This window comes from Curtobacterium sp. MCBD17_032, assembly GCF_003234855.1.
Taxonomy (GTDB): Bacteria; Actinomycetota; Actinomycetes; order Actinomycetales; family Microbacteriaceae; genus Curtobacterium.
In genome coordinates, this window is record NZ_QKTO01000003.1 from 154,707 (window position 1) to 176,908 (window position 22,202).

19 protein-coding genes and 1 tRNA gene are annotated in these 22,202 nt (G+C 72.0%); 4 read left to right on the top strand and 16 right to left on the bottom strand.

The features are described 5' to 3' along the window. Window positions 1-67: 67 nt before the first annotated feature. The 8 genes from DEI91_RS06180 to DEI91_RS06215 form a co-directional block, all read right to left on the bottom strand. On the bottom strand, window positions 68-1,210 hold the full coding sequence (locus DEI91_RS06180; protein WP_111051453.1) for a DNA polymerase III subunit delta': 1,143 nt from the start codon (window positions 1,208-1,210) through the stop codon (window positions 68-70). A 49-nt stretch (window positions 1,211-1,259) separates the two neighbouring features. After that, the gene (tmk, locus tag DEI91_RS06185; RefSeq protein WP_258374310.1) at window positions 1,260-1,931 is read right to left on the bottom strand and encodes a dTMP kinase; all 672 of its coding nucleotides are present in this window, start codon (window positions 1,929-1,931) and stop codon (window positions 1,260-1,262) included. After that, window positions 1,928-4,744 carry a type I DNA topoisomerase gene (topA, locus tag DEI91_RS06190; protein WP_111051455.1) on the bottom strand — a complete coding sequence of 939 codons (2,817 nt, stop codon included), beginning with the start codon at window positions 4,742-4,744 and terminating at the stop codon, window positions 1,928-1,930. Before topA ends, tmk begins: the two co-directional genes overlap by 4 nt. Then, complete coding sequence (locus DEI91_RS16630; protein WP_309148046.1) at window positions 4,632-5,429, bottom strand: Rv3654c family TadE-like protein; 798 nt, start codon at window positions 5,427-5,429, stop codon at window positions 4,632-4,634. Before DEI91_RS16630 ends, topA begins: the two co-directional genes overlap by 113 nt. Continuing rightward, window positions 5,348-5,758, bottom strand: a complete 411-nt coding sequence (locus DEI91_RS06200; protein ID WP_111051456.1) for a pilus assembly protein — start codon at window positions 5,756-5,758, stop codon at window positions 5,348-5,350. Before DEI91_RS06200 ends, DEI91_RS16630 begins: the two co-directional genes overlap by 82 nt. Further along, window positions 5,755-5,973 (bottom strand): DUF4244 domain-containing protein, encoded by a 219-nt coding sequence (locus tag DEI91_RS06205; protein ID WP_111051457.1) that lies wholly within the window; start codon window positions 5,971-5,973, stop codon window positions 5,755-5,757. The genes DEI91_RS06200 and DEI91_RS06205 overlap by 4 nt, the downstream gene beginning before the upstream one ends. Before the next feature lie 128 nt (window positions 5,974-6,101). Beyond that, entirely contained in the window at window positions 6,102-7,094 is a 993-nt protein-coding gene (locus DEI91_RS06210; protein ID WP_111051458.1) for a type II secretion system F family protein, read from the bottom strand. 62 nt (window positions 7,095-7,156) lie between these two features. After that, window positions 7,157-8,407: a CpaF family protein gene (locus DEI91_RS06215; RefSeq protein ID WP_111051459.1), complete on the bottom strand. Its 1,251-nt coding sequence runs from the start codon at window positions 8,405-8,407 to the stop codon at window positions 7,157-7,159. 704 nt (window positions 8,408-9,111) lie between these two features. Here DEI91_RS06215 and acs point away from each other — a divergent pair. Next, window positions 9,112-11,076 (top strand): acetate--CoA ligase, encoded by a 1,965-nt coding sequence (gene acs / locus DEI91_RS06220; RefSeq protein ID WP_111051460.1) that lies wholly within the window; start codon window positions 9,112-9,114, stop codon window positions 11,074-11,076. A gap of 84 nt (window positions 11,077-11,160) precedes the next feature. On the opposite strand, the gene DEI91_RS06225 is transcribed toward acs, so the two are convergent. Together DEI91_RS06225 and DEI91_RS16220 are read right to left on the bottom strand one after the other, a co-directional pair. Further along, complete coding sequence (locus tag DEI91_RS06225; protein ID WP_111051461.1) at window positions 11,161-11,622, bottom strand: RidA family protein; 462 nt, start codon at window positions 11,620-11,622, stop codon at window positions 11,161-11,163. Beyond that, complete coding sequence (locus DEI91_RS16220; RefSeq protein ID WP_181439508.1) at window positions 11,619-11,777, bottom strand: hypothetical protein; 159 nt, start codon at window positions 11,775-11,777, stop codon at window positions 11,619-11,621. Before DEI91_RS16220 ends, DEI91_RS06225 begins: the two co-directional genes overlap by 4 nt. A gap of 50 nt (window positions 11,778-11,827) precedes the next feature. Between DEI91_RS16220 and DEI91_RS06230 the strand changes: the two genes are divergently transcribed. The 3 genes from DEI91_RS06230 to DEI91_RS06240 all read left to right on the top strand — a co-directional run bounded on the left by DEI91_RS06230 (window position 11,828) and on the right by DEI91_RS06240 (window position 15,603). After that, the gene (locus DEI91_RS06230) at window positions 11,828-14,470 is read left to right on the top strand and encodes a transglycosylase domain-containing protein (protein ID WP_111051462.1); all 2,643 of its coding nucleotides are present in this window, start codon (window positions 11,828-11,830) and stop codon (window positions 14,468-14,470) included. Continuing rightward, window positions 14,467-15,420 (top strand): metallophosphoesterase, encoded by a 954-nt coding sequence (locus DEI91_RS06235; protein WP_111051463.1) that lies wholly within the window; start codon window positions 14,467-14,469, stop codon window positions 15,418-15,420. The genes DEI91_RS06230 and DEI91_RS06235 overlap by 4 nt, the downstream gene beginning before the upstream one ends. 109 nt (window positions 15,421-15,529) lie before the next feature. Continuing rightward, window positions 15,530-15,603 (top strand) — tRNA-Pro (locus DEI91_RS06240). A gap of 180 nt (window positions 15,604-15,783) precedes the next feature. Here DEI91_RS06240 and DEI91_RS06245 read toward each other — a convergent pair. The 6 genes from DEI91_RS06245 to DEI91_RS06270 all read right to left on the bottom strand — a co-directional run bounded on the left by DEI91_RS06245 (window position 15,784) and on the right by DEI91_RS06270 (window position 22,166). Continuing rightward, on the bottom strand, window positions 15,784-16,824 hold the full coding sequence (locus DEI91_RS06245; protein WP_111051464.1) for an LLM class flavin-dependent oxidoreductase: 1,041 nt from the start codon (window positions 16,822-16,824) through the stop codon (window positions 15,784-15,786). Window positions 16,825-16,922: 98 nt separating this feature from the next. Continuing rightward, the gene (locus DEI91_RS06250) at window positions 16,923-17,558 is read right to left on the bottom strand and encodes a thymidine kinase (RefSeq protein ID WP_111051465.1); all 636 of its coding nucleotides are present in this window, start codon (window positions 17,556-17,558) and stop codon (window positions 16,923-16,925) included. Continuing rightward, window positions 17,558-18,259 carry a response regulator gene (locus tag DEI91_RS06255; protein ID WP_258365935.1) on the bottom strand — a complete coding sequence of 234 codons (702 nt, stop codon included), beginning with the start codon at window positions 18,257-18,259 and terminating at the stop codon, window positions 17,558-17,560. Before DEI91_RS06255 ends, DEI91_RS06250 begins: the two co-directional genes overlap by 1 nt. Next, window positions 18,246-19,418 (bottom strand): hypothetical protein, encoded by a 1,173-nt coding sequence (locus DEI91_RS06260; protein WP_111051466.1) that lies wholly within the window; start codon window positions 19,416-19,418, stop codon window positions 18,246-18,248. Before DEI91_RS06260 ends, DEI91_RS06255 begins: the two co-directional genes overlap by 14 nt. Then, window positions 19,415-20,656, bottom strand: a complete 1,242-nt coding sequence (locus DEI91_RS06265) for a sensor histidine kinase (protein ID WP_111051467.1) — start codon at window positions 20,654-20,656, stop codon at window positions 19,415-19,417. The genes DEI91_RS06260 and DEI91_RS06265 overlap by 4 nt, the downstream gene beginning before the upstream one ends. A 223-nt stretch (window positions 20,657-20,879) precedes the next feature. Continuing rightward, window positions 20,880-22,166, bottom strand: coding sequence for an Rv2578c family radical SAM protein (locus DEI91_RS06270; RefSeq protein WP_375537670.1), 1,287 nt, complete (start codon window positions 22,164-22,166; stop codon window positions 20,880-20,882). Window positions 22,167-22,202: the final 36 nt, after the last annotated feature.

A 22,202-nucleotide genomic window follows, 5' to 3' on the forward strand; every position in this document is an offset into this window, starting at 1 on the left:
GGCATGATCCTCGCACGCGCGGCACCGAGAGCGGCATGAGAGCTCGTGTGGGTACGGGTGCCGTCGGTCAGCGGACGGCGCGGGCGACCGTGACGAGCAGGGCCTCGAGCGCCAGCAGAGCCGCGACGTTCGCGCCGATCCGCTGCCGGGCGGTGGCGATCGCGTCGAGGACCTCGAGCGCGGCGGCCGGTGGCACGGACGGCAGCGCCCGCTCGAGCTCATGCCGGATCGTGAGGTTGACCGGTTCCGCCGGTGCGCCGAGACCGAGGAGCAGCAGGTCCCGGTAGAGCGACGAGACGTCGACGAGGATGCGGTCCAACCCGTCCCGGAGGCTCCGGGTCGCGCGCCGCTTCTGGTCCTCCTCCAGCGCGCGCAGCTGCGACCGGAGTGCCGGCGGCACGGTCCCACCCGGCTGCACGCCGAGCGACCGGAGCGCGGCGTCGCGTTCCTCTGCGTCACGTTCGAGGGTGATCGCCTTCGCGTCCTCGTCGGCGACGGCCAGCAGTGCGGCCGCTGCGTTCACGGCGTCGCCGACGGTCCGGATCCCGAGCACGGTCGTCAGGGTGCGACGACGGCGGTCGCGCGCGTCCTCGCTCGTTGCGAGGCGTTGCGCCATCCCGATGTGGCTCTGCGCCTGTCGGGCGGCGTCGGTCGCGAGGACCCGGTCCACACCGGTGCGGGCGACGATGAGGTCGGCCACCGACTCGATGCCGGGCACGCGCAGGCGGACCGAACGGACGCGGGAGCGGATGGTCGGGAGCAGGTCCGCCTCGCTCGGCGCGCACAGGATCCAGACCGTCCGCTCGGGCGGTTCCTCGAGCGCCTTGAGCAGCAGGTTCGAGGTGCGCTCCGTCATCCGGTCGGCGTCCTCGACGATCATCACGCGGTACCGCCCCACCGACGGCGAGAAGTGCGACGACGTGACGAGCGCCCGGATCTCGTCGATCGTGATGATGACCCGCTGCGTGGTGAGCCGTGCGACGTCCGGGTGCGTGCCCGCGGAGATGAGCCGCAGCGTGTGGTCGTCGTCCGGACCGTCGCCCACGAGCGCTGCGGCGAAGGCGGCGGCGACGTTCGATCGTCCCGACCCGGGCGGCCCGGTGATGAGCCACGAGTGCGTCATGCCACCGGTGCCGTCGACCGACTCCGCGGCACTGCGCAGCGCCGCCACGGACTCCTCCTGCCCGGTCAGGCCCTCCCACACGCTCACGGGACGATCCTGCCAGCCGCCACCGACGCCGCGGAGTCGCGCGCGGGCATCAGGAGACCCCGACGAGGCCGGAGACCGCGGCGCGGATGTGTCCCTGCACCGTGTCGGCGGCTTCGCCAGCGTCGACGACGAGGAACCGCTCGGGCTCTGCACCGGCCATCGCGAGGAAGGCCGCGCGGACCGACTCGTGGAACGTCTCCGCCTCGGACTCGAGGCGGTCGAAGACGTCCCCACGGGCCGCGGCGACCCGAGCACGTCCGACGGTCACGTCGAGGTCGAGCAAGACGGTGAGGTCCGGCGTCAGGCCGTCGGCGGCCCATGCCGAGACGGACCGGATCTGCTCGGCGCCGAGACCGCGCGCGACACCCTGGTAGGCGACCGAGGAGTCGATGTACCGGTCCTGGAGCACGACCGCACCGCGGGCGAGTGCCGGACGGACGACCGTCTCGACGTGGTGCGCCCGGTCGGCGGCGTAGAGCAGGGCTTCAGCTCGCGGGGCGACGTGGCCGTGTTCGTGCAGGACGATCTCGCGGATGCGCTGCCCGAGGGGCGTCCCGCCGGGCTCCCGGGTCCGGACGACCTCCCGCCCGTGGTCCCCGAGCCACCGCTCGAGACGCTCGGCCTGGGTCGTCTTGCCGGCACCGTCGCCGCCCTCGAGGGTGATGAACCACCCACGGGCGGCGACGGGCGTCGACGCGGTCACGGCTGCGTCCGGCGTCACTTCTTCTTGGCGGGGGCGCGGCGGGCGGGGGCCTTCTTCTTGACCGGGCCCTTCGCACGCTTGTCGGCGAGGAGCTGGACCGCGCGCTCGAAGTCGACCGCCTCGACGTCCTCCCCACGTGGGATGGTCGCGTTCGTCTCACCGTCGGTGACGTACGGACCGAACCGGCCGTCCTTCACCTTGATCGGCTTGCCGGACACCGGGTCCGCGTCGAACTCCTTGAGCGCGGCGCTGGCGGCCCGCTTCGCTCCGTACTTCGGCTGCGCGAACAGCTCGAGTGCGCCGGGCAGGTCGACGTCGAAGATCGCGTCCTCGCTCGGGAGCGTCCGCGTGTCCGTGCCCTTCTTCAGGTACGGGCCGTAGCGACCGTTCTGCGCGGTGATCTCGTCTCCGGACTCCGGGTCGGTGCCGACCGTGCGGGGCAGGTCGAGGAGCTTGAGCGCGGTCTCGAGGTCGACCGTCTGCGGGTCCATCGACTTGAAGAGGGACGCCGTGCGCTCCTTCGGGGCCGCGGCCGCCTTCTTCGTCGTCTTCTTCGCCGCGGTGGTCTTCGCCTTGGTGGCCGTCCCCGTCGTGGTGGTCTTCGTGGTGGTGGTCGTCGTCGTGGTGGCTTCCGCTGCCGCCGACGCGTCCGACTCGGCCGTGGCCGGCAGGACCTCGCCCGTCGCCGGGTCGACCGCGGGCTCGGGCTCCGGGGTGCGCTCGGTCACGTACGGGCCGAAGCGCCCGTCCTTCGCGAGGACCTCCTTGCCGGTCTCCGGGTTGATCCCGACGACACGGTCACCGATGACGGGGGCCTCGACGAGTTCGCGGGCCTTCTCGAGCGTGAGCTCGTCGGGGGCGATGTCCTCGGGCACGTTCACCCGTCGCGGCTTCTCGGGGTCGTCGCTCGGGGTCTCGATGTACGGGCCGTACCGCCCGATGCGGAGGGTCAGGCCCGGCGCGAGCTCGACGGAGTTGATCTCGCGGGCGTCGATCTCCCCGAGGTTGTCGATGACCGTCCGGAGGCCGCGCTGGTCGTCACCGCCGAAGTAGAAGCCCTTGAGCCAGTCGACACGGTCCTCGTCACCGCTCGCGATGCGGTCGAGGTCGCTCTCCATCTCGGCGGTGAAGTCGTACTGCACCAGGTCGCCGAAGTACTCCTCGAGGAGCCGGACGACGCTGAACGCGATCCAGTTCGGCACGAGGGCGGTACCGCGCTGCGTCACGTACCCACGGTCCATGATCGTGGAGATGATCGCGGCGTACGTCGAGGGACGGCCGATGCCGAGCTCCTCGAGCGTCTTCACCAGGCTCGCCTCGGTGTAGCGGGGCGGTGCCGAGGTGTCGTGCCCCTTGGCGGCGACGTCGTGCACGCCGAGGTGGTCGCCCGCGGCCATCTGCGGCAGCTTCGCGTCGTCTGCGTCGCCCGCGGCGCGCTCCTCGTCACGACCTTCCTCGTACGCGTTGAGGAACCCGCGGAAGGTGATCACCGTGCCGGACGCGGTGAACTCCACGTCGGTGCCCGAAGCCGTGGACGCGAGCCCCTCGACCGGTTCGGTCGAGGCGATCCCGAGCACGACGGACGCCGTCGAACCCTTGGCGTCCGCCATCTGCGACGCGACCGTGCGCTTCCAGATGAGGTCGTAGAGCCGCAGGTCGTTGCCGCGCAGGACGCCCTCCATCTGGGACGGCGTCTTGAACGTGTCACCCGCGGGACGGATGGCCTCGTGCGCCTCCTGCGCGTTCTTGCTCTTGCCGGCGTACGAGCGCGGCTTCGCCGGCACGGAGTCCGCACCGTAGAGCGCGGTCGCCTGCTTGCGCGCCGCCGCGACCGCCTGCTGCGAGAGCGAGGCGGAGTCGGTGCGCATGTAGGTGATGTGGCCGTTCTCGTACAGCCCCTGCGCGACGCTCATCGTCTGCCGTGCGGAGAAGCGGAGCTTGCGTGCCGCCTCCTGCTGCAGGGTCGACGTCGTGAACGGCGCGGCCGGGCGACGCGTGTACGGCTTCGACTCGACGCTGCGGACGACCGCGTCGCCGGCGCGCTCGAGGACCGCGGAGAGCGCGCTGGCCGAGGTCTCGTCGAGCCGGACGACGTCCGACGTCGTGGCGCCACGGTCGTCGAAGTCGCGACCGGACGCGACGCGCTTGCCGTGGATCCGGGCCAGGCGGGCGGTGAACGAGCCCTCGTCGGTCTTCTCGAACCGGGCGGTCAGGTCCCAGTAGTTGGCCGAGACGAAGGCGAGGCGCTCGCGCTCCCGGTCGACCACGAGTCGCGTCGCGGCGGACTGCACGCGGCCCGCCGACAGGCCAGGCCCGACCTTGCGCCAGAGGACCGGTGAGACCTCGTACCCGTAGAGACGGTCGAGGATGCGGCGGGTCTCCTGCGCGTCGACGAGCGCGGTGTCGAGCTCACGCGTGGCTTCCTGGGCCCGCTGGATCGCTTCCTTGGTGATCTCGTGGAAGACCATGCGCTTGACGGGCACCTTGGGCTTCAGGACCTGCAGCAGGTGCCACGCGATGGCCTCGCCCTCGCGGTCTTCATCTGTTGCGAGGTAGAGCTCGTCGGCGTCCTTGAGGGCGCGCTTGAGGTCGGCCACGGTCTTCTTCTTGGCATCGGAGACGACGTAGTACGGCTCGAACCCGTTGTCGACGTCGACCGAGAACTTGCCGAGCGAGCCCTTCTTGAGCTCGGTGGGCAGGTTCTTCGGCTCGACGAGGTCACGGATGTGTCCGACGGACGCCTGGACTTCGTATCCGTCGCCGAGGTATTGCGCGATCGTCTTCGCCTTCGCGGGGCTCTCGACGATCACGAGCTTCTTCGTGCCTGGCACGTGTCTCCTTGATCGATGGTGCTGGTCGGCCGACGGACGTCGTGGATGCGTCCGGGTCGACCGGGAACTCGGTGACCGGCGGGCCGACAGGCACACCATACACACTCCGGTGGGGATGCCCGGCGGAGCCGGAGCCGGTGTGCGACCTCCGGCCGGACAACGCGGTCGGCGGCTCCGGCCCGGGCCGGGCCACAGCGCGGGCCTGCGGCCCGGCGACCGACACGGCCCCGACCGACAGCGGTCCGGACCCGACCACGACGACGACGCGCGCGCGGGCCCCGGTGACCGAGCAGGTGCGGAGCTCCGCTCCGACTGCCCGGGCAGACCGACGAGCCGCGGCGCAGGGCGGACCCGGCACGAGGTCGACCGATGCGGCAGCGGCGGCGAGCGCTGCAGCGTCCGCCGCTCCCTGGGCTCGGGAGGCCGTGACGCGGAGGCCGGCGGCGGTGAGCGCCGACATGACCACGAGCGACACGGCAGCGAGCACCGCGACGAGGAGGACCGCCGCCGAGCCGCACTCGGTGACCGGGCCGGAGCGCACTGGCCGGCCCCGGGTGGCCGGGCGCTCCGGCCCGGTCGCCGGGCGGCCGGTCGCGATCCGGATCACCCGGACCACGCCGGACCACCGTCGACCTGGTCGTGCTCGTCGTGCCCGTCGCGCACGACGTACTCGTCGACGGAGCACGCGCTGCCCCGCAGCTCGAGCGCTGCGAAGGGACCGTCCTGTGCAGCAGCACGCGCCGCGTGGACGCAGACGAGGCCGGACGGCCGGACGACGCGGACCGATGCGGCTCCGGCCGTCCGGAGCGCCCGGCGCCCGGCTGCGTCGTCCCCGCGCCCGATGGCACGGGCGGCCGTGACCGCTGCCGCCTGCAGTCGGCCCTGCGCATCGACGACCGCCACACCACCGACGCCCACGGCCAGGACCACGGCGACCACGGGCAGCGCGACGGCGAACTCGGCGGTGACCGCTCCCCGTTCGCCGACGGCCGGACCGTTCCACCCTCCGTTCACGGTGTGAGTGCGGTCCGGACGAGGTCGGTGAGGAGGGCCTGCACCTCGCCGGAGCGCATCACCGCGACCAGGACCCCGGCGAAGGCCACGGCAGCCAGGATGACCACCGCGTACTCCGCCGTGGCGGATCCGTCCTCGTCCCGCAGACGCGTCGTGCCGTGCCCCGGTCGCTGTGTCGGCAGCGCCCGGCCGGCGCGCTCGGTGTCCTCTTCCATGTGGTGTCCTTCCTTCTCTCTTGTGTGCTGTCCGCTCCGGGTCGCTCGGTCCGCTCCCGGCTGCCGTGGTCCGAGTCTCGACGAGCAGCCCGTCGTCCGAGCGGCTCCCGGGCGTGCCGGTGGAGGGGTCAGCCGAACGCCGCTGATGTGGAGGAGAGGATCCCGAGGACGACGGGCACGACACCCACCAGCACGAACGCCGGCAGGACGCAGACCCCGAGCGGCAGCACGAGCCGGACGCCCAGACGCTCGGTGCGGGCGAGGCCCTCGGCGGCGGCGTCCGCTCGTCGGTCCAGGGCGCTCGTCCGGAGCAACCCGGCGGCCGGGACCCCGGCGCGTTCCGCGAGTGCCAGGGTCTCCGCGAGCCGGGCGCGGTCCGCCGTCGGCCAGGTCCGACCGGGGAACACCGCATCGACCGAGCCTCCGGCTCCGCTCCAGGCGCCGCCGCCGGACAGCGCCACCGCCCAGACGTCGAGCAACAGGCCCGGCACCGGCTCGGTCGCGGCGGCGGCCGCCACCAGCTGCCGCGTCCACCGGTGCGCGACCGCGACGAGCACCACTGCCGTCACCAGACAGGCCCAGCCGACGGGACCGCCGAGGAGGACCCCCACCGAGTCGACACCCCACGCCCGTCCGAGCAGCACCCCGAACGCGGGGAGTGCCAGCACCACCCGTGTGCTCGCCCGTGGACCGGCCACCGCGACGCGGACCGACCGTGCCGTCTGCTCCGTGTCGCGCAGGGACGCGGCGAGCGCCCGGAGCGTCGGTGCCACCGGCGCTCCGGTCCGACCGGCCACGGCGAGCACGCCCTCGACGTCACGAGCGGTCGAGGCATCCCACGACCGACGACGGTCGTCCGCCCGGCCGCGGCCCATCGGACGGGGGCGACCGGCGCCGCCACCGCACAGGTCCACCCCGCCGCGGCGCGGTTCCGCCCCGGCGCGGCGCCGGTCCGCGTCGGCATGGCGCGGGTCCGTCCGGTGGTGGGACCGGCCCGACTGTCCCTCGGGTCTCTCGGCCGCCGGGTCCGTCGCGTCCGTCACGAGTTCCCAGGCACGCGGCGGCGGCACCCCCGCAGCGACCAGGACGGCGACGCGGTCGAGCACCCGTGCGATCGCCAACGGTCCACCCACAGGGAGGTCCCGACACCGGGAGCGGCCCTCGGCCCGTCCCGCCGGTGCCCTCACGGGGCGTCGCGGTGACGTCGGTGGGCGCCGCCGCTCCTCCGACGGGGTGTCCCGTCGGCCAGCCGCCCGGTGTGCGCGGCCTCGCCGCCGACTCCTGCGTGGCCGGCCGGTGCCGCCGCGCCGCTCGCCACCGGGCGACCCCGGGGCGCCACCGGACCGCGCCGGTGCAGCACCTCGCCGCCTGCCCCCGAGCCGTCGGCCGCCGCCGTGTGGATCCGTCCGCCCCTGAGGTCCGGGCCCAGGCCGCTGCTCGGGACGGCATCGACCTCCCGCACCGCCAGCCGCCCGGCCCGGTCGACGTGCATCCGACCGACAGCGGCCAGTCGTCGGCGCCCGTGCCGGCGCTCCACGTGCAGTACGAGGTCGAACGCGCTCGCTGCCTGCCGGGCGAGCGACTCGGGTCCGAGCCCGGCAAGCGCCCCGAGCGCCTCGAGCCGTGCGGCGACGTCGTCGACGCCGTTCGCGTGCACGGTCCCGGCGCCCCCGTCGTGCCCGGTGTTGAGGGCGGCGGTGAGCTCCCGGATCTCCGCGCCCCGACACTCCCCCACGACGATGCGGTCGGGTCGCATCCGGAGCGCTTCGCGGAGCAGCCGTCCGAGGCCGAGGGCGCCGGCTCCTTCCGCGTTCGCCTGGCGCGCCTCGAGCGCGACGACGTGCGGGTGGTCGATCCGGAGTTCGGCGACGTCCTCGACGGTGACGATGCGCTCGTCGGACGGCACCTGCGCGAGCATCGCCGCGAGGAGCGTGGTCTTGCCGCTCCCGGTGGCACCCGTGACGAGCACGTTCTGCCGCTCGCGCACCGCTCCCTCGACGACCCCGCGCGGTACCCGCTCGAAGAACCCGCCGTCGGCCAGGCGGTCGATGGTGGGTCGCTCCTGTCGCGGAAGCCGGACGGAGATCGCCGTGCCGTGCACGGACACCGGGGCGAGCACGGCGTGCACGCGGATGCCGTCGCCGTGCCGGACGTCGGCGCAGGGCGTGGTCTCGTCGACGTGCCGACCACCGCGCGCGACCAACGCGTGCGCGAGGTCGCGCGTGCGGTCCTCGGTCAGGACCAGCCCCGGCACGACGACGAGCCCGGCACCCCGGTCGGTCCAGACGCCCCGCCCACCCAGGACCAGCACGTCGGTCACGCGGTCGTCCGCGACCAGGGGTGCCAACTCCTCGAAGTCGACCAGGGACGTGGCGCGCCGCCGGTGGTGCGGAGGCGGCGACCCGGGCAGGAACGGAGCGCGATGACGGTGCATGGCGGCGACGGTACGGACGTGCGTCGGGCGATCCGCGCCTCCCGTCCGGCACCGTGGAGAACGGTGCTGACCTTCACGACTGATGACGGTTTGTACCCCGATGGCCACGGTCGTACCCCGTTGCTGCCCGTCGGGGTGCTGCGTCGAACGGGGCTCGACGCGCTGGGTCCGCCGAAGGGCGGACAGCACCACGGCCGTCGCATCGCACGGGACGGCACCAGGTCGGCTGCAGGTCTCAGAGCGACTGAGCCGACCGTTCTGTCCACGTCGGCCGCGTCCTACCGCCGATCGACGGCGGTGCACCCGCCCCGTCCGACCGTCCCGAGGGGACGCGCCGGGGAAGAAGAAGAGGCGGCACCTGTTGGGGGGAACGGGTGCCGCCTGGACACCGGCGTGATTGGGGGGAATCGTGACCGGTGCCACCGGGACGAACCCGGCGGAGACAACTGTACCCCACGAACGGGATGCGCCGACACTCCTGGACGCGGAACGCGACGACCTGCGCGGATCGACTGCCCCGCTGCGCACCAGTGCCGCACGGCGCACCGACCGCGACCGCGCGGCCACCCGCGGCGACGGTCGGGACGCGGACACCGCCCGGCCTCCGGTGGGCACGCTGTCCGGAGTAGTCTCCGACTGCGCCCGGTCGTCGTCCGCCTCGGTGGTCCGACCGCGTCCCGGGCGGACGAGACGAAAGGACATCGATGACGATTCCGCAGCAGGCCGCTCCGCAGCAGGCCGACACCCCCGACGACGGGACGACCTTCCCGCCGTCGCCCGAGTTCGTCGCGGACGCCGTCGCCGACCAGGGGCTCCACGACGCCGCGCGTGCCGACCGCGTGGCGTTCTGGGCCGAACAGTCCCGTGCCCTGCTCGACTGGCGGACGCCCTTCACGACGACGCTCGACTGGTCGGGAGCCCCCTTCGCACGGTGGTTCGCGGACGGGGAGCTGAACGTCGCCGAGAACTGCCTCGACCGGCACGTCCGAGCTGGCGACGGCGACCGCGTCGCGATCCACTTCGAGGGCGCGAACGGCGACACCCGCACCGTCACCTACGCCGAGCTGACGGCGGACGTGCAGCGCGCGGCGAACATGTTGCAGGGCCTCGGCGTCGGCCGGGGCGACCGCGTCGTCGTGTACCTCCCCCTCATCCCGGAGGCCGTGGTCACGATGCTCGCGATCGCCCGGCTCGGCGCGATCCACTCGGTCGTCTTCGGCGGCTTCAGCGCCGAGAGCCTCCGCGCCCGGATCGAGGACGCCGGCGCGAAGGTCGTCGTCACCGCCGACGGCGGGTGGCGTCGCGGCGCCGTGTCCCCGCTCAAGCCGGCCGTGGACGAGGCGCTCGAGGGCGCCGGCACGGACAGCGTCGAGCACGTGCTCGTCGTGCAGCGCGGCGGCAACGAGATCGCGTGGACCGAGCGGGACCGGTGGTGGCACGACGAGTTCGCCGCCGCTGCGCCCGAGCACGAGGCGCAGGCCTTCCCCGCCGAGACGCCCCTCTTCATCCTCTACACCTCGGGCACGACCGGGAAGCCGAAGGGCATCGTGCACACCTCCGGCGGGTACCTCACGCAGGCTGCCTACACGCACCGGAACGTCTTCGACATGCACCCGGACAAGGACGTCTACTGGTGCACCGCCGACATCGGCTGGATCACCGGTCACACCTACGTCGTCTACGGCCCCCTCGCGAACGGCGTGACGCAGGTCCTGTACGAGGGCACGCCGGACGAGCCGCAGCCCGGACGGTGGTGGGACATCGTCGACGCCTACGGGGTCACCGTCCTCTACACCGCGCCGACGGCGGTCCGTGCCGCGATGAAGGCCGGCCGGCAGATCCCCGAGGCGCGCAGTCTCGAGACGCTCCGACTGCTCGGCAGCGTCGGCGAACCGATCAACCCCGAGGCGTGGCAGTGGTACCGGCAGGTCATCGGCCACGACCGGACCCCGATCGTCGACACGTGGTGGCAGACCGAGACCGGCGCGATCATGATCTCGGCGCTGCCCGGCGTCACGAAGCTCAAACCGGGCGCCGCACAGACCCCGCTGCCGGGCATCGTCGCCGAGATCGTCGACGACGACGGCGCCCGGGTCGACCCCGGCGGCAGCGGCTACCTCACCATCACCGAGCCGTGGCCGTCGATGGCGCGCGGCATCTGGGGCGACGACGACCGCTTCGTCGAGACCTACTGGTCGCGGTTCCCGGGTCGGTACTTCGCCGGCGACGGCGCTCGGCTCGACGGCCAGGGCGACATCTGGGTGCAGGGCCGCGTCGACGACGTCATGAACGTCTCGGGGCACCGCCTCTCCACCGCCGAGATCGAGTCGGCGCTCGTCGGGCACGAGGGGGTCGCGGAAGCCGCCGTCGTCGGTGCCGCCGACGAGACGACCGGTCAGGCCGTGGTCGCGTTCGTCATCCTCACCGCCGAAGCGGCGGAGGGCGTCGACCGCGAGGCGTCCGCCGCGGAACTGCGCAACTGGGTCGGCAAGCGGATCGGGCCGATCGCGAAGCCCCGGCAGGTCGTCATCGTCCCGGAACTGCCGAAGACGCGGTCCGGCAAGATCATGCGCCGGCTCCTCCGCGATGCGGCCGAGGGGCGCCGGATCGGCGACACGACGACGCTGGCCGACCCGACGATCATGGCGACCATCGCGGAGCTGATGTAGCGAGGCGGACGCAGGAAGGGCCTCCCGTCACACCGGCCGGGAGGCCCTTCCTGCGTCTCCGGACGCCTCGCGTCCGCAGGTGGCTCAGTCCGTCAGCTCGACGACCAGCTCGACCTCGACGGGGGCGTCGAGCGGGAGCACCGCGACCCCGACGGCACTGCGGGCGTGCACGCCCGCCTCGCCGAACACGTCGCCGACGAGCTCGGACGCACCGTTGGCGACCCCGGGCTGCCCGGTGAACAACGGGTCGGAGGCGACGAACACCGTCACCTTCACCACCCGGGCGACGCGGTCGAGCGAGCCGGCGACGCTCTCGACCGCCGCGAGGGCGTTGAGCGCCGCCTGCCGTGCCTGCGCGGTCGCGGTCGCGGCGTCGACCTCCGCACCGACCTTGCCGGTCACCGGCAGCGCACCGTCCACGAAGGGCAGCTGCCCCGCGGTGAAGACGTGTGCTCCGGACACCACCGCGGGCACGTACGCCGCGACGGGGGCCGCGACCGCCGGCACCGTGATCCCGAGTTCGGTCAGCCGGTCGGCGATGCTCATGCGTCGGCCTTCGGTCGCTTCAGGTAGGCGACGAGGCCGCCCTCCGGGCCGGTGACGACCTGGACCAGCTCCCAGCCCTGGTCACCGAAGTTGTTGAGGATGGCGGTGGTGTTGTGGATGATCAACGGCGTCGTGAGGTATTCCCAGCGGCTCATGCGGTTCCTTGCCAGCCTTCCAGTCCGAGGTGTCGTTTAGGCTGCATCCTATGTCTGCCCAGAAGACGTCTGCCCGTCGGACCAAGCCCGTCTCCGCAGTCGGCGCCTTCGTCGGTTTCGTCGGTTTCAGCGCCCTCGCCGGCCTGCTCGTCACCATCGGTGTGACGCCGGCCATCGCGGTCGCCGGTGTCACGACGACGTCGACGATCGGCGTGTTCGAGTCGCTGCCCGAGTACATCGAACTCGGCGACCTGCCCCAGCGCAACGAGGTCCTCGCGTACCAGGGCGGCAAGCCGGTGCACCTGGCCACGGTCTACGACCAGAACCGGCAGGAACTCAAGTACGACCAGATCAGCGACAACCTGAAGAACGCCGCGATCGACGGCGAGGACAAGCGGTTCTGGGACCACGGTGGCGTCGACATGACCTCACTCGTCCGTGCCGGTGTCGGGACGGTCGCGGGCGGCGGGCTCGGCGACTCCGGCGGTGGCTCGACGCTCACCATGCAGCTGGTCCGCAACATCAAGATGCAGCAGGCCCTCGAACTGCCGACGCAGGAAGAGCGTGTCAAGGCGTACAACGAGGCCACGAAGGTCTCCGTGTCCCGCAAGCTCGAGGAGATGAAGCTCGCGATCGGGCTCGCGAAGAAGTACCCGAAGAAGGACATCCTCACCGGGTACCTCAACATCGCCTACTTCGGCGACCAGACCTACGGCGTGCAGGCCGCCGCGCAGCACTACTTCGGCAAGAACGCGACCGACCTGAGCCCGGCCGAGGCTGCATCCATCCTCGCGATCGTGCAGTCGCCGAACACCCGGAACCTGTCGGACCCGAAGTACTACGAGGCGAACGTCGCCCGTCGTGACGTCATCCTCAAGTCGATGTACGCGCAGGAGCACATCGACAAGAAGCAGTTCGACGAGGCCATCGCGTCGAAGCCTGCCGACTACGTGAAGCTCACCGATCCGACGCAGGGCTGCAAGGCCGCCGCGGGGAACGGCACGCAGTTCTTCTGCGACTACGCGGTGCAGGTCGTCAAGGAGATGTCGCAGCTCGGGTCGACGCAGAAGCAGCGTGACGCCGCCTGGCGCAACGGCGGTTACACGATCCAGACCACGCTGAACCTCGACCTGAGCGGCGCACAGAAGGTCTTGATCGATACCTACGCGCCGAACACCGAGTCACGGCTCGCCCTCGGCGGTGTCCTGAACTCGGTCGAGGCCGACACCGGGCGCATCCTCACGATGGCGCAGAACAAGAACTACAACCAGCTCGCCGGCTGCGGGACCGAAGGTGCCGACCCGAACGCCTGCGCGCCCGCGACCGACACCGGTATCAACTACAGCGTGGACCGCCAGTACGGCGGCGGCATCGGGTTCCAGACCGGATCGACCTTCAAGCCGTTCACGTTGCTGAACTGGCTGCAGAACGGGCACGGTCTGGGCGAGATCGTGAACGGGACCCAGCGCGGCTTCACGTCCTACAACGTCTGCGGCAGCCCCTCCGGTATCTCGCCGGTGTACGTGCCCAAGAACGACGCACCCGGCGAGGGCGGGAACATGACCGTCGAGAACGCGACCTACCGGTCCGTCAACGTCTCGTACGTCAACATGGCGCAGAAGCTCGACTACTGCGACATCCGGAAGACCGCCGAGTCGCTCGGCGTGCATCTCGGCCAGCCCCGGAAGCCGATCGCGGGCTACGGGGACGACACCTCGAAGAAGACGACGACGAGCATCGAGCTCAACCCGTCGGCGGTGCTCGGCACGAACTACATCGCTCCCCTGACGATGGCCGCCGCGTACGCCGGCATCGCGAACAACGGCACCTTCTGCCGCCCGATCGCCATCGACAACGTCACGGACGCCGACGGCAAGTCCCTCGGTGGTCAGCCGAAGGACTGCACGCAGGCCATCGACCCGCAGGTCGCGGCGACGGCGATCTACGCGCTGAAGAAGGTCTTCACCGTCGGTACCGCCGTCGGCGGCCGCACCCCGGACGGTTTCGACGAGTTCGGCAAGACCGGGACGACGGACGCTGCGGACCAGATCTGGCTCGTCGGGGCATCGACCAAGGTCGCGACCGTCGCCTGGATGGGCAACACCGTCGGCAAGCAGAGCCTCCGGTACGTCTACGGGCCGAACGGACAGTACGCCGGTTCCCGGACCGCGCTGTGGCGGCAGGCACAGTCGATCGTGAACACGCAGTACCCCGGCGGACAGTTCGCTGACCCGTCGCCGGCCGCGATCCGGGGCAACAGCGTCACGGTGCCGAACGTGCAGGGACAGACGCCGGACGCAGCTCGCGCGGCGATCGCCGCTGCCGGCCTGACGTACGTCGACGGCGGCGCCCAGGCCGGCGGCGGGACGCCCGGGACCGTCCTCTCGACCAACCCCGCAGCGGGCCTCCAGCTCTCCAAGGGCTCGAGCGTGACCGTGTACACCACCGACGGCTCGCAGGCGGCGGTCCCCGAGGTCGGCGGCAAGGAGCTCGACGACGCGCGATCGACGCTCAACCAGGCGGGCTTCGGCAACGTCGCGGTCTCCGAGGAGTTCCAGAAGGGCGACGGCGAGAACGAGTGCACGGTCGCCGCGGTGCAGCCCGGAGCGGGCACGGCGGTCGGCAAGGACACCGGCGTGACGCTCCAACTGTTCGGCAACAAGAACGGCAAGGCGCCGAAGGACTGCCGATGACGCGTGGCCGCGGCGCCCTCGGTGTCCTCGCCGCCGGCGCCGCGGTCGGTGTCGCGTCTGCCGCGTGGGGAGCGCTCGTCGAGCGACGCCGGTTCGGCATCCGGTGGGAGACCGTCCCGGTGCTGCCGGTCGGCTCCCGGGACGTCACCGTCCTGCACCTGTCCGACATCCACATGGCACCGTGGCAGGCGGACAAGCAACAGTGGATCCGCGACCTCAGCCTGGTCGAGCCCGACTTCATCGTGAACACCGGGGACAACCTCGGACACGCCACCGCCAACGCGGCCGTCGAGTACGCCCTCGAGCCGTTCCGCGGCATCCCGGGGGCCTTCGTCAACGGGTCGAACGACCTCTTCGCCCCGTCGCCGCGCAACCCGGCCCAGTACCTCACCGGGCCGAGCAGCATGCGCGCGGGAGCCGAGCCCGTCGAGCTCGACGTGGACCGGCAGACGGCGTTCTTCGAGTCGCTGGGCTGGCTCGACCTCAACGACCATGCACGGGCGATCGAGGTCCGTGGGTCACGCTTCGAGTTGTTCGGCACCTCCGACGCCCACCGGAACTGGGACCGGCTCGACCTCCTGCCGGCGAACGTCGACGAGATGCGGTCGGAGGTGCCGTGGTCGGACGACGAGACCGGCCCCTCCCCCGTGTCCATCGGTGTCACACACGCGCCCTACCGACGGGTGCTCGACGCCTTCGTGACCCAAGGCGCGGACATCGTCTTCGCCGGGCACACGCACGGCGGTCAGGTCGCCGTGCCCGGGGTCGGCGCACTCGTGACCAACTCCGACCTCCCGCGGCAGTACGCGAGCGGCCTGCACCAGTGGCAGAACCGCACGCACTGGTCGTGGCTGAACGTCTCGGCAGGTCTCGGGACGTCGATCTACGCCCCCGTGCGGTTCGCCGTCCGGCCCGAGGCGGTCGTCGTCACGCTCACGGCCCGGGCGTGACCGGCGGTCCGTCGACCGCGACGCGCCCGGCCGACACCGTGTGGTCGTGAGCACCCCCGAACATCGGATAGACTTCTGGGGTTGCTCCGGGAACGGAGTGACCACACCGCGGGGTGTGGCGCAGCTTGGTAGCGCGCGTCGTTCGGGACGACGAGGTCGCAGGTTCAAATCCTGTCACCCCGACACACAAGGCCCCGGCTTCTCATGAAGCCGGGGCCTTCGCCGTTCCCGCGGCAGTCTCGTTGTCGCCCACGGTCACGGCCCCCCTCGGCCCAACAGGAACCGGCTCGAACCACGGGATTCCGTGGTTCGAGCCGGTTCGTGTTGTGCGGGTCCAGCCGCCGCCGTGCGGCTCCGACGGTGTCAGGCGACGGCGACGCCCGGACGGACGAGCCGCCCGTCGGCCTGCAGCCCCGAGACGACCTCGAGCGCCTGGTGCCGGTAGCGCGCCTGAGCGGCCCCAGGAGCGACGATCACGCCGTCGGCACCGGTCGACTCGACCAGCTCGTTGATCTTCGTGGCGACCTGGTCCCGAGACCCGTAAGCCTGACGTTCCGTCCGGGCGGCGATGAACCGACGCTCGAGGTCGGAGAACTCGTACGCCCGGGCCTCCTCCATCGACACCGGCTCGGGCTTCGCCCCCTGGCGCATCCGGATGAACGAGATCATCCCGGGTGCGCTCTGCTCCTCGACGACGGCCGGGTCCTCGTCCGTGACGACCTGCACGCCGATCAGCGCGAGCGGCTCGGAGCGGAAGCGTGAGGGCCGGAACGCCTGGTGGTAGAGCGCGAGCGCCGCCTCGGTGTTGTCCGACGCGAAGTGGTGGGCGAAGGCGAACGGGATCCCCAGCGCGCCCGCGACCTGCGCACTGTAGCCCGACGAGCCGAGCAGCCAGAACTCCGGCACGTCGCCGTACCCGGGGACGGCACGGATCCGAGCGAGCGGGTTCGACTCCTCCATGCCGGTGAAGAACCCGACCAGGTCGGCCAACTGCTGCGGGAAGTCGTCGACGTCGAGCCGGTCCGTCCGGCGGAGGGCCATCGCGGTCGCCCCGTCGGTGCCGGGCGCCCGACCGATGCCGAGGTCGACCCGGTCACCGTACAGGGCGCGGAGGGTCCCGAACTGCTCCGCGATGACGAGCGGGGCGTGGTTGGGCAGCATGACACCGCCGGAACCGATGCGGATCGTCGACGTCGCAGCACCGACGGCGCTCAGCAGGACCGCCGGCGCGGACGAGGTGATGCCCGGCATGCCGTGGTGCTCAGCCACCCAGAAGCGCTCGTACCCGAGCTCTTCGGCTCGGACGGCCATGTCGATCGAACCCTGCAGGGCTTCGGTGTTCGACTGTCCGTACTCGCGCGTGGCGAGGTCGAGGACGGAAAGGTGCAGAGGTGCGTCGCTCATGACGACGGCAACGCCCTGCGGTGCGCGCCCATTCCTGCCCACGCGTCGGACGGGAGGCCCGGGGACGGCTCGCCCCGTGCCTCCCGTCCGGACCGGGCTCAGTGCCCGGTCTCGCCGTCCAGACGGCCGCCCGACTCGGTGAGGTAGCAGTTGGCGCAGAGGGACTCGTACTCGACGTCGACGCCGTCGATCGCGACCTGCGAGCCGTCGAACACGAACCGACCGTCGACCTTCCGGGCGTTGAACACGGCCTTGCGGCCGCAGCGGCAGATCGTCTTGAGCTCCTCGAGGGAGTGCGCGACCTCGAGGAGGCGACGGCTGCCGGGGAACGCCTCGGTACGGAAGTCGGTGCGGATGCCGTAGGCGAGCACGGGGATCTGGTCGAGGACGGCGATCCGGAGCAGGTCGTCGACCTGCCTGGGTGTGAGGAACTGTGCCTCGTCCACCAGGACGCAACTCACCGGGCGGACCATGCCGTCGAGTACTGCGGACCCCGGATCGGTCGCCCCGGCCGCGGCGACCGCGGCCCGGACGTCGGCGTCGGCGGGCAGCACGACGTCGACGGTCCGGGTGACGCCGAGTCGGGAGACGATCTCGCGGTCGCCCTTCGTGTCGATGCTGGGCTTGGCGAGCAGGACCCGCTGGCCCCGCTCCTCGTAGTTGTAGGCGGCCTGCAGGAGCCCGGTGCTCTTGCCGCTGTTCATCGCGCCGAAGCGGAAGTAGAGCTTGGCCACTAGGCGAGGAACCCGTCCTCCGCCGCACGACGGATGAGGTCGGACTTCTTCGACGCGGGACGGCCGACCTTCGCGTACTTCTCGCGGACGCGCCGGAGGTACGTCTTCGCGGTCTCGTACTGCACGTTCATCTGTGCCGCGACCTCGTTCGTGGAGTACCCCGACACGTACAACCGGAGCGCCTCCTCCTCGCCGTGGCTGAGCTTCGGACGCTGGTGGGCGCTCGCCCCGGTCGGCAACGGACGCCATTCCCGCTGCGCCGGGGTCTCACGTGCCACGCCCATGACCTCGCGGGCGATGTCCATCACTTCGCGCATCGGCAGGGACTTCGAGAGGAAGGCCGCTGCGCCGGCAGCGAGGGACCGGTCGCGGGACTCCCGGGCGTCGACGCTCGACAGGACGATCACCTTCGCCCCGGCAGCGCGGCACGTGCGGACGCGCGCCTCGATCGACACCGGCTCCTTGAGCTGGAAATCGAGGAACACCAGGTCGGTCGGGAAGCTGTCGCTGTGCACCATCTCGAGCCAGGTGTGCGCGGTGAGGGCCAGGTCGAAGTCGAAGGCGTTCACCGCGATCCAGCTCGACAGGCTGTCGAGCAGGACCTCGTGGTCGTCGAGGATGGCCAAGCGCACCCGGCGGGAACCCGGGGCCGGCATGGCGGGACCGCCCTCCGGGAACCGGGTCGGGTCAGTGCTGGTCATACGAGAACCTTAATGTCAGGGACGATGGTCGGACGGCGACGTCGAGGTCCGGGAACGTGACGCGGAGGACGGCGAAGTACGGGTCGAACGTCCGGTGGATGCCGACGTCCGAGTCGGCCACGGCGACCTCGAAGGTCATCGTCACCGGGTGCGTCGCGGACGTGCTGGCGGGGTCCGGTGGCGCGACCCGGACGCGGACACCCGCCGGGTCGACGGTGTCGGCGGCGAGCAGGGCGCGGACGAAGGTCCGGACGACGGTGCGCTGGTCGGCGTCCATCGCCGCGGCGAGGCCGAGCGGGTCGACGACCGTGGCGGCGGCGTCCCCGGCGATCCGCACCGCGTACTCGAGCCAGGTGCGGTCCGCCTCGGCGACCATGACCTGCCGGATGCCGTCGGCGATGTCCCGCGCCCGCGCCCGGTCCGCGTCCGTCAACGTCGCCCGCGTACGGAGCTCGGCGAAGAAGGGAGCGACGTCCCGCGCCAGGATCGTCGAGCGGTCTTGCTGCACGCTCGACGTGATCCCGTCGCGTTCGGCACGCTCCACCGAGTACGACCCGGCCCGGATCTGCACGCGCTCCGCCAGTCCGGCGAAGGTGTGCGCGAACACGGCGGATGCTGTCGTGAGGACGAGGGTCGGCGCGGCTGCGAGGAACGCGGCCACGGGGACGGGCACGCCCGCCGGGTGCACGAAGGCCACCGTCCCACCGGTGCCGGCGTTCACGGCAGCGAGGGCGACGCCACCGACGACCAGGTCGGTCCACGGCCGGTACGGAGCGACGGCGACGATGCCGATCGCGCTGAGCAGCACCATGAAGTCGTTCACGAGCGACCGGTCCGGCCCCCACTGCGCGGCCGCGGCGGTCACCGTCGCGAGTGCGAGCAGTGCCACGTGCGCGACGAACGCCCACCGCGCGAACGGGGCACGGAACGGACTGGAGGCACTGACCACGACGACCGCGGACGCCGCGAGCAACAGGACCGTCAGCGCACTCAACGTCGGCGCTCCGACCACGTCGCGGTCGAGCAGGGACACGAGGGAGGCCCACACCACGCCGCCCGCACCGAGCACCACCGCGAGGGGCCGGGACCCCATCGCGCCGAGCGGGTCGTACTGCTGCGCCGTCCGCCGTCCCGCCCCGCCTGTCCGCCGGCGCTTCACGAGGCACGCTCCACGTCGTCCTGCGGTCGGAGGGGAACGGGCGCGTCGGCCGCCGCGTAGGGCACGCTCATCATGACGCTCGTGCCGGAGCCGGGCGAGGACCAGACCTGGACGTCGCCGCCGACGCGGCCGATGCGCTCCCGGACCGAGTTGCGGAGCCCCATGCGGTCGGCGCCGGTGGCCTGCTCGTCGAAGCCTCGTCCGTCGTCCACGACCATGACGGTGCAGGTGAGGCCGTCGTCGAACACGCTGACCTCGGCCGCGTCGGTGCCGGCGTGCTTCCGGACGTTCGTCAGGCACTGGGCGACCGCGCGCAGGACCGCGGTCATCGCCTGCGGATCGAGCCTGGCGACCGACATCGGGTCGCCGGTGACGGCGATCCGCAACCCCGTCGACCGCTGCTCGTCCAGCATGCGGTCGAAGGCCGCGACCGCGACCGCCGTCGCGCCGGCGACGCCGTCGTCCGTCGTCGGGTCGACCGGCGTGAGCCAGGCGCGGCCCGTCAGCACGGCGACGTCCGCCTCCATCGTCTGCACGAGGTGTTCGTCCATCGGTCCGGCCGGTGCCAGCGCGATCGCGTTGAGGTGGCTGAGCACGGTGTCGTGCAGGATCGCCGCGGCTTCGGCCTCGATCCCGGCCCGGTAGGCCGTCACGTGCTCTTCACGGGCCGACCGCAGGAGCTCCGGTTGGACCCGTTCGGATCTGGTCGTCGAACGGTTCACGGCCACCACGAGGCCGATGACGAACCCGAGCGTCACCCAGGCGAGCACGAGCGGGTGGTCGGGGCCGCCGGCCTGAGCGGCGACGACCGAGGTCACGAGCCGCCCGACGATGAAACCCGACACGGACCAGAGCACCACGCGGAGGGTCCCGCTGCCGGTCCCGCCGATCAGCACGAGCGGGACGACGACCAGGGACAGCAGGTACGAGGCCACCCAGGGGACCTCGCTGAGTTCGCGCTGCACCACGGTCGCGAACCAGTACGAGCAGATCCCTCCGACGACGAGGAACGCCGCCGCGGACCGCCAGGTGCCGACGTGCACGTGGACGCCGATCATCACGAGCATGGGGACGACGGCGAGCACCGCCCCGAGGACGTGGTCCGACGGAGCGTCGATGCGGTAGACGAGCAGCAGGAGCGCGGCGGCGACGAGGGACCCGATCGCGGCCGCGTGGAAGGCGCGCACCGTCGACCACGCGTTCACCCGTGGGGCGAGATGCGTGGGGATGCCGAGCACCGGGGCTGTCCTTCCGTGCGGTCGCGGGTCACTGGGCACCCGGACGCCGAGTGCCCACCACCACACCGGACCGCGGGGTGGTCCGTCAGCGGCGGGGCGCCGTCTCTGATCCAACCACGATCGGTGTCGGTGTGTACCCCGATCGGATCGGCGAGGCGGCGGACTGGACCATGATAGCGGCGACCACCGACGGTCCACTGTCCCCCGGAAGCGGGATCGACGGTCAGAAGAGCCGCGGTTCTGCTGCGCCCGTCACCCCTGCTTCCGTCCCGGCGGAGCCCCTCGTCGCACGGACGGGTCGTGCCGCGCGCACCGGCGGAGTCCCTCGGACCGGCGAGGCTCCCGCGGAGGCGTCCGACCGGCGGGCTGCCCCGGCCGTGACCGTCGCCAGGGCGGGACCGCCGCCGCCACCACCGACAGCCGGACCCTGCCCGTTCGACGGCCGGTACTCGGCGCGGTGCGCGTACCCGGGGTCCGCGCGCTTGAGCGGCGACTGGTCGGACGTCCGGGGCACGGCGTCGTCCGAGAACCCCATCGAGCCGGTCGCCGGATCGACCGCGCCGAGGGACAACCCGTGTTCGCGGAGGATCGGCCGGACCCGCTCCGCGAGCCAGCGTCGGTAGTCCTTCGGCGCGTACGTGTTGTCCAGGTACATGGCCCGGTAGCGCCCCACGAGGTCGGGGTGCGTCCGACCGAGCCACTCGTACCACCACGGCTTGATGCCGGGCTTGAGGTGCAACGCCGAGTACATGAGGCTCGTCGCCCCGGAAGCGGCCGCCCGCCCGACCGCGTCCTGCAGGTACGCGCGGGTGTCCGTGATGTACGGCAGCACCGGCATGAGGAACACCGAGCAGTCGAGCCCGGCGTCCCGTACCGCCCGCACCGTCGCGAGGCGGGCGGCGGTCGTCGGCGTACCGGGCTCGACGGACTGCTGCAGGTCGTCGTCGTAGACCGCGATGGACATGGCGATGTCGACGGGCACCGACTCCGCCGCCTCCGCCAGGAGTGGGATGTCCCGACGGAGCAGGCTCCCCTTGGTCAGGATGCTGAAGGGCGTACCGGACTCCGCCAGTGCGCGGATGACGCCCGGCATGAGCCGGTAGCGGCCTTCCGCCCGCTGGTACGGGTCGGTGTTCGTGCCGAGGGCGACGGGATGCCGGTCCCAGCTCGGCTTGGCGAGTTCGCGGGTCAGGACATCGGCCACGTTCGTCTTCACGACGATCTGCTGGTCGAAGTCCGCCCCGCCGTCGAACTCCAGGTAGGTGTGGGTCGGCCGAGCGAAGCAGTACACGCAGGCGTGGCTGCAGCCCCGGTAGGGGTTGATCGTCCAGCCCCAGGTGCCGCCGTCAGCTCCCCCGACCTTGTTCAACGCGGACTTCGCCAGGACTTCGTGGAAGGTGACCCCGGCGAACTCCGGCGTGGTCACGCTCTGGACGAACCCGCTGTTCGACTCGAGCTCGGGGAGCATGTCACTCCGCTCGGCCGTGATCGCCTGCCCGTCCCATCGCATGCCCTCATTCGAACACACGTTCGAACAGGGCGCAAG

Coding starts and splice junctions, on each gene's coding strand:
- DEI91_RS06205 (WP_111051457.1), bottom strand. CDS start 5,973: ATGGAAGAGGACACCGAGCGCGCCGGCCGGGCGCTGCCGACACAGCGA.
- DEI91_RS06215 (WP_111051459.1), bottom strand. CDS start 8,407: ATGCACCGTCATCGCGCTCCGTTCCTGCCCGGGTCGCCGCCTCCGCAC.
- acs (WP_111051460.1), top strand. CDS start 9,112: ATGACGATTCCGCAGCAGGCCGCTCCGCAGCAGGCCGACACCCCCGAC.
- DEI91_RS06225 (WP_111051461.1), bottom strand. CDS start 11,622: ATGAGCATCGCCGACCGGCTGACCGAACTCGGGATCACGGTGCCGGCG.
- DEI91_RS16220 (WP_181439508.1), bottom strand. CDS start 11,777: ATGAGCCGCTGGGAATACCTCACGACGCCGTTGATCATCCACAACACC.
- DEI91_RS06230 (WP_111051462.1), top strand. CDS start 11,828: ATGTCTGCCCAGAAGACGTCTGCCCGTCGGACCAAGCCCGTCTCCGCA.
- DEI91_RS06235 (WP_111051463.1), top strand. CDS start 14,467: ATGACGCGTGGCCGCGGCGCCCTCGGTGTCCTCGCCGCCGGCGCCGCG.
- DEI91_RS06245 (WP_111051464.1), bottom strand. CDS start 16,824: ATGAGCGACGCACCTCTGCACCTTTCCGTCCTCGACCTCGCCACGCGC.
- DEI91_RS06255 (WP_258365935.1), bottom strand. CDS start 18,259: ATGACCAGCACTGACCCGACCCGGTTCCCGGAGGGCGGTCCCGCCATG.
- DEI91_RS06270 (WP_375537670.1), bottom strand. CDS start 22,166: ATGCGATGGGACGGGCAGGCGATCACGGCCGAGCGGAGTGACATGCTC.